The organism is Pseudomonas sp. AP42 (assembly GCF_001728935.1).
Lineage (GTDB): Bacteria > Pseudomonadota > Gammaproteobacteria > Pseudomonadales > Pseudomonadaceae > Aquipseudomonas > Aquipseudomonas lactis.
In genome coordinates, this window is the sequence record NZ_LYSO01000191.1 from 1 (window position 1) to 5052 (window position 5052).

The following is a 5052-nucleotide window of genomic DNA, read 5'->3' on the forward strand; positions in this document are numbered from 1 at the left end:
TCCGCTGCTATAGCCCACAAAGTTGTGTAGATACCGATGCCCATGGCAGGGATTAAACGTCGCGCATCAGCAGGCCAAAGCGCAGGTCCATCTGCGCCGGAATCGGTACATACACCGTATGCCCGTCCCCCGGCGCCACCTCAATGCTTTCGCCCTTGGTGTTATGCAGGCTCGCCAAGTCAAAGTGAAAATTGCCAGCGGGCGTCATCAACTCCAGATGATCGCCCAGCACAAAGCGATTCTTCACCTTCACCTCGGCCAACGCGCCACGACGCTCGCCGGTCAGTTCCCCGACAAACTGCTGGCGTTCGGAAACCGAGCTGCCGTTCTGGTAGTTCTGGTATTCGTCGTGCACATGGCGGCGCAGAAAACCTTCGGTATAGCCACGCTGGGCCAGGGACTCGAGGTTGGTCATCAAGCCGCGGTCAAACGCCCGGCCAGCCACTGCGTCGTCGATGGCCTGGCGGTACACCTGGGTGGTGCGCGCGCAGTAAAAGTGGGACTTGGTGCGGCCTTCGATCTTCAACGAATGCACGCCCATCTGTGCCAGGCGCTCCACATGCTGCACGGCCCGCAGGTCCTTGGCGTTCATGATGTAGGTGCCGTGTTCGTCTTCGAAGGCGGGCATGGGTTCATCGGGGCGATTGGCTTCCTGTAGCAGGAACACCTGATCGGTGGGCGTGCCGATGCCCAATGTGGGTTGATATTCATGGACGATATCGCCAGTGGCATTCTCCACTGCCGGCGTGGCCTGGTATTTCCAGCGGCAGGCATTGGTGCAACTGCCCTGGTTGGCATCGCGCTTGTTCATATAGCCCGACAGCAGGCACCGCCCGGAATAGGCCATGCACAAGGCGCCATGCACAAACACCTCCAACTCCATCGTCGGCACCTGCTGGCGGATTTCGCCGATCTCTTCCAGAGACAGTTCCCGCGACAGAATCACCCTGCAAATGCCTTGTTGCTGCCAGAACGCCACGCTGGCCCAGTTCACCGTATTGGCCTGTACCGACAGGTGAATCGGCGTCTGCGGGAAGTGCTCGCGCACCAGCATGATCAACCCCGGATCAGACATGATCAGCGCATCCGGGCCCATGGCGATCACGGGCGCCAGGTCCTTGAGGAAGGTCTTGAGCTTGGCGTTGTGGGGCGCAATGTTCACCACCACGTAGAAACGCTTGCCCTGGTCATGGGCTTCCTGGATGCCGAGGGCCAGGTTGGCGTGGTCGAACTCGTTGTTGCGCACCCGCAGGCTGTAGCGCGGCTGGCCGGCATAAACCGCATCGGCACCGTAGGCAAAGGCGTAGCGCATGTTTTTCAGGGTGCCGGCAGGGGCGAGCAGTTCGGGGGCAATCATGGAGGGCATGGCTGTAGGTCGCAAAAGGCGCGAGGGTAGTGCAGGGCCGGGCGCCGTGCATTGATCCACGTCTAAACAGGGCGATCTATGCTTGTTCGAAAAACAAGGGCACTCCCAGGTTTGGCTGCGGACTAAGCAACAGGGCCGCGATCGGCCCTGTTTTTCTGACATGGACCGGACATGAATCAAACCAACCTGCAATTCAAAACTCTGTTGCTGCTACTGGCCCTGGTCACCGTGGCCTTTATCTGGATATTGCTGCCGTTCTACGGTGCGGTGTTCTGGGCCGTGATCCTGGGCATTATTTTTGCGCCGATGCAGCGCCGCCTGCAGCAGCGTTTTAGCTGGAACCGCAACCTGACCTCCCTGACCACCTTGATGGTGTGCCTGGTGATCGCGATTCTGCCGGTGATCATCACCAGTGCGTTGCTGGTGCAAGAGGGGGCCACGCTCTACAAAAACATCGAGAGCGGCAAGCTCGACGTGGCGGGTTATATCGAGCAATTCAAGAACGTCCTACCGCCGTATTTTCAGCAATTGCTCGACCGCTTCGGCATGGGCAACCTCGAAGGGCTGCGGGAAAAGGTCGTCAAGGGCGCGATGCAGGGCAGTCAGTTCTTTGCCTCCCAGGCGTTCAGCTTTGGCCAGGGGACGTTTGATTTTCTGGTGAGCTTTTTCATCATGCTGTACCTGCTGTTTTTCCTGTTGCGCGACGGCCCGGAGCTGGTACGCAAAGTGCGCACAGCCGTGCCCTTGGCCGAGCCGCAAAAGCGTCGCCTGCAACTCAAGTTCAACCGCGTGGTGCGCGCCACGGTCAAGGGCAACGTGCTGGTGGCCGTGACCCAGGGTGCGCTGGGTGGCTTGATCTTCTGGTTCCTGGACATCCCCAGTGCCTTGCTCTGGGCCGTGCTGATGGCGTTCCTGTCCCTGCTGCCTGCGGTGGGTGCCGGGCTGGTCTGGGGGCCGGTGGCAGTTTATTTCCTGTTGAGCGGTTCGATCTGGCAGGGCGTGGTACTGGGGCTTTTTGGCGTGTTCGTGATCGGCCTGGTGGACAACGTGCTGCGCCCGATCCTGGTAGGCAAGGACACCAAGATGCCGGACTATCTGATCCTGATCTCGACCTTGGGTGGCCTGTCGGTGTTCGGCCTTAACGGCTTTGTCATCGGGCCGCTGGTGGCAGCGTTGTTCATGTCGTGCTGGGCGTTGTTCGTCGAAACCAAGCCGCGGGTCAAGCTGCCGCTGCCGTAACGCTCAGGCTTCTAGCCTGAAGTCGGTTGCCATCCGGCGTTGTGTTTCGGCATCCGATAACGAGGTGAGCGGGCCGCTGATCGGCTCGCCATCGCGCACCACATACCAGCAGGCGAGCAAGCCCAGTTTGCGCAGAGGGGCGGGGACGGCGCTACCGATGACAGACATGATTTGAACAGTGGGCATAAGTACCTCCAAACGTTATGGAGGTCACCTTACGGTTTGCTGGCGCCTGGGAAAAATCACCTGGCTCGATAGTCGACATCAACGCCAGGCGTTAATCCACCACCTGGTCGAGCATGTTCACCACTTCGTGTTCACTGAGCAGGCCCTTGCGCACCAGGTTTTCGGCCAGCAATGCCAGGAACTTGGCGCTGCGATGGCCTTCCAGGTGCTTGAGTTCAGTCAAGGCGCTGTAGACCTTGCTGGAGGTGCAAAGGCCGGCGGTGCGGTGCGGGTTTTGTGTGGGCATGGTCAATCGTCCTTAATTGTTATTGGCTGGACTGAGTCGATAGTGCGACTGTTTTGTGACGCAAACATGACAGTGCAGCCCGCAATCGATCAAGAGGATATTCGACGCTAATGATGTGGGATTGCTGCTCGTGCGTTGTTCTCACAGCGACATCGGCAGGATAAATCCGGACTTTTCAGGCAAAAAAAGACCCCGCGTGTGGGCGAGGCCTGTGGCTGTCAACGGGGTTAAACCTTACCAACCATGGCGGTAGTAACCGTGGGGCGGGCCGTAGTAGCCGCGAGGCGGCCCATAATAACCACGCGGTGGGCCGTAATAGACGGGCGCCGGGCGGTAGTAAACCTGCTGTTGCACATACACCGGTGGCGGTGGCGCGTAGTAGACCGGCGGCGGCGCGGCATACACCGGCTGCGGCTGCACATACACCGGTTGTTGCACGTACACCTCACGCGGCTGGCTGGCAACCACAGAGCCGACTACCGCTGCGCCGACAAGCGCACCGAACACGGCCGGGCCACCCCAACCACCACCGTGGGCGGAAGCTTGGCCGGCCATCGCGAGTGCGCCGATAAGCAAGGCGATCCTGGGAAGTTTACGCATGATGGTCATTCCTCAATTAGCCCCTGCGCTTGTGGTCTGCAATCAATAGACTCAAGGATTGTCGCGGGGATACTTTTAAGACAACGTATTTCGAGAAAACAGCACGGCCAGTGAGTAAAGGTTGTGTAAGGTCTGTACCGATTTGCTTACTTCAAGGAGTTATCCATGCAGATGCACCCCAACAAGGACACCCAACTGTGCATGTCGCTGTCGGCGCGTCCTGGGAACTTTGGCCTGCGGTTTCATAACCACCTGTATGAACAGCTGGGTCTGAATTTTTACTATAAAGCCTTCAGCAGCCAGGACTTGCCCGGCGCGATCGGCGGTATCCGCGCCCTTGGCGTGCGGGGTTGCGGGGTGTCCATGCCGTTCAAGGAGGCCGCGATTGCCTTGGTGGACGAACTCGACGACTCGGTTCAAGCCATTGACTCCCTGAACACCATCGTCAACACCAACGGCCATCTCAAGGCTTACAACACCGACTACATCGCCATCGAGCAATTGCTTAAAAAACACGCGGTGCCCAAAGACTCCAGCTTCGCCCTGCGCGGCAGCGGCGGCATGGCCAAGGCGGTCGCCAGCGCCTTGCGTGACGGGGGGTACGCCAATGGTGTGATCGTGGCGCGCAACGAGGGGGCGGGCCAGGCATTGGCCAGGAACCTGGGGTATCAGTGGCAGGGGGATCTGGGTAGCCTGCGGCCACAGATGCTGATCAACGTGACGCCCATCGGTATGACTGGCGGGGCGGAGGCGGATGCGTTGGCGTTTGAGGCCGAGGCAATCGATCAGGCGGAGACTGTCTTCGATGTGGTGGCGATCCCGGCGCAAACGCCGTTGATCGTGCGGGGGCGTGCGCAGGGCAAGCGGGTGATTACCGGGCTGGAAGTGATCGCTATTCAGGCGTTGGAGCAGTTTGTGCTTTATACCGGCGTGCGGCCTACGCAGGAGCAGTTCGAGGCAGCGGTGGCCTTCGCCCGCAGCTAAAGCCTTGCGCCAAATCCAATGTGGGAGTTGGCTTGCCTGCGATGGCGGCCAGTCAGGCGACGCCCATCTACCTGACACCCCACGATCCAACTGTGGGAGCGGGCTTGCCTGCGATGGCGGCCAGTCAGCCGACGCCCATCTACCTGACACCCCACGATCCAACTGTGGGAGCTGGCTTGCCTGCGATGGCGGCCTGCCAGCCGACGCCCATCTACCTGACACCCCACGATCCAACTGTGGGAGCTGACTTGCCTGCGATGGCGGCCTGCCAGCCGACGCCCATCTACCTGACACCCCACGATCCAACTGTGGGAGCGGGCTTGCTCGCGAAGACGGCCTCACAGTCGACACCGTAATACCGAGTACATATCCATTCCTGCGGTAACGGCCA

6 protein-coding genes are annotated in these 5052 nt (G+C 60.0%); 2 read left to right on the forward strand and 4 right to left on the reverse strand.

The annotated features are described in order from the left end of the window. Window positions 1-52: 52 nt before the first annotated feature. A complete protein-coding gene (gene yegQ / locus A7K61_RS30185) occupies window positions 53-1366 on the reverse strand; it encodes a tRNA 5-hydroxyuridine modification protein YegQ (protein ID WP_069558991.1) in 1314 nt (437 codons plus the stop codon). Between the two features lie 171 nt (window positions 1367-1537). Here yegQ and A7K61_RS30190 point away from each other — a divergent pair, with 171 nt between their 5' ends. Further along, window positions 1538-2605, forward strand: coding sequence for an AI-2E family transporter (locus A7K61_RS30190; RefSeq protein ID WP_019818663.1), 1068 nt, complete (start codon window positions 1538-1540; stop codon window positions 2603-2605). A gap of 3 nt (window positions 2606-2608) precedes the next feature. Here A7K61_RS30190 and A7K61_RS30195 read toward each other — a convergent pair whose 3' ends face one another. From A7K61_RS30195 to A7K61_RS30205, 3 genes are all read right to left on the reverse strand, one after another. After that, a complete protein-coding gene (locus A7K61_RS30195) occupies window positions 2609-2791 on the reverse strand; it encodes a hypothetical protein (RefSeq protein ID WP_003190283.1) in 183 nt (60 codons plus the stop codon). Window positions 2792-2882: 91 nt separating this feature from the next. Continuing rightward, window positions 2883-3077 carry a hypothetical protein gene (locus A7K61_RS30200; RefSeq protein ID WP_003190284.1) on the reverse strand — a complete coding sequence of 65 codons (195 nt, stop codon included), beginning with the start codon at window positions 3075-3077 and terminating at the stop codon, window positions 2883-2885. Between the two features lie 234 nt (window positions 3078-3311). Further along, window positions 3312-3686 carry a hypothetical protein gene (locus A7K61_RS30205; RefSeq protein WP_019818659.1) on the reverse strand — a complete coding sequence of 125 codons (375 nt, stop codon included), beginning with the start codon at window positions 3684-3686 and terminating at the stop codon, window positions 3312-3314. A gap of 156 nt (window positions 3687-3842) precedes the next feature. On the opposite strand from A7K61_RS30205, the gene A7K61_RS30210 reads away from it, so the two are divergent. After that, window positions 3843-4661 carry a shikimate 5-dehydrogenase gene (locus tag A7K61_RS30210; protein ID WP_047710509.1) on the forward strand — a complete coding sequence of 273 codons (819 nt, stop codon included), beginning with the start codon at window positions 3843-3845 and terminating at the stop codon, window positions 4659-4661. Window positions 4662-5052 lie beyond the last annotated feature (391 nt).

Excerpts from the sequence above, each read along its gene's own strand:
- A7K61_RS30195 (WP_003190283.1), bottom strand. The coding sequence starts at position 2,791 with ATGCCCACTGTTCAAATCATGTCTGTCATCGGTAGCGCCGTCCCCGCC.
- yegQ (WP_069558991.1), bottom strand. The coding sequence starts at position 1,366 with ATGCCCTCCATGATTGCCCCCGAACTGCTCGCCCCTGCCGGCACCCTG.
- A7K61_RS30205 (WP_019818659.1), bottom strand. The coding sequence starts at position 3,686 with ATGACCATCATGCGTAAACTTCCCAGGATCGCCTTGCTTATCGGCGCA.
- A7K61_RS30210 (WP_047710509.1), top strand. The coding sequence starts at position 3,843 with ATGCAGATGCACCCCAACAAGGACACCCAACTGTGCATGTCGCTGTCG.
- A7K61_RS30190 (WP_019818663.1), top strand. The coding sequence starts at position 1,538 with ATGAATCAAACCAACCTGCAATTCAAAACTCTGTTGCTGCTACTGGCC.
- A7K61_RS30200 (WP_003190284.1), bottom strand. The coding sequence starts at position 3,077 with ATGCCCACACAAAACCCGCACCGCACCGCCGGCCTTTGCACCTCCAGC.